Annotated in this window: 1 protein-coding gene and 1 pseudogene; both read left to right on the top strand. The window is 38.9% G+C overall.

The window, feature by feature from the left end:
• Positions 1-99, top strand: a pseudogene (gene yidD / locus CK486_RS17765) (membrane protein insertion efficiency factor YidD); the annotation flags it as partial.
• Positions 100-310: 211 nt separating this feature from the next.
• The coding region (gene yidD / locus CK486_RS17760; RefSeq protein ID WP_141248937.1) for a membrane protein insertion efficiency factor YidD at positions 311-409 on the top strand (99 nt) is incomplete at its 3' end.

Raw genomic sequence — 409 nt, 5'->3', positions numbered from 1 at the left:
ATGAAAATACTATTTATGAGCCTCATCCGTTTTTATCAAAAGTTCATTTCACCCTTAAAACCACCAACGTGCCGATTTTATCCGACATGTTCCCATTATAAGAGTGCCTTTTACGCAACAGTTTTCTCTTATATTCTAATTTAGTATAACAGAAAGGAGGGGGCAAGGTGGAAGGTTCAGATACTTGATATGGCATGAAATCTTACTATTTTAACCTACCATACCGTATCTGACGGCAATTCCTCCCCCACTTATCGTTGGGCTATCGCCCTTCACACGATTGAAGAAGGGGTATCCTTGCCGATTTTAGATGAAAATACTATTTATGAGCCTCATCCGTTTTTATCAAAAGTTCATTTCACCCTTAAAACCACCAACGTGCCGATTTTATCCGACATGTTCCCATTAT

It is taken from the genome of Pseudomonas sp. HAR-UPW-AIA-41 (assembly GCF_002304225.1).
Classification (GTDB): Bacteria; Pseudomonadota; Gammaproteobacteria; order Pseudomonadales; family Pseudomonadaceae; genus Aquipseudomonas.
This window is presented reverse-complemented; position numbering and strand designations above follow the sequence as displayed.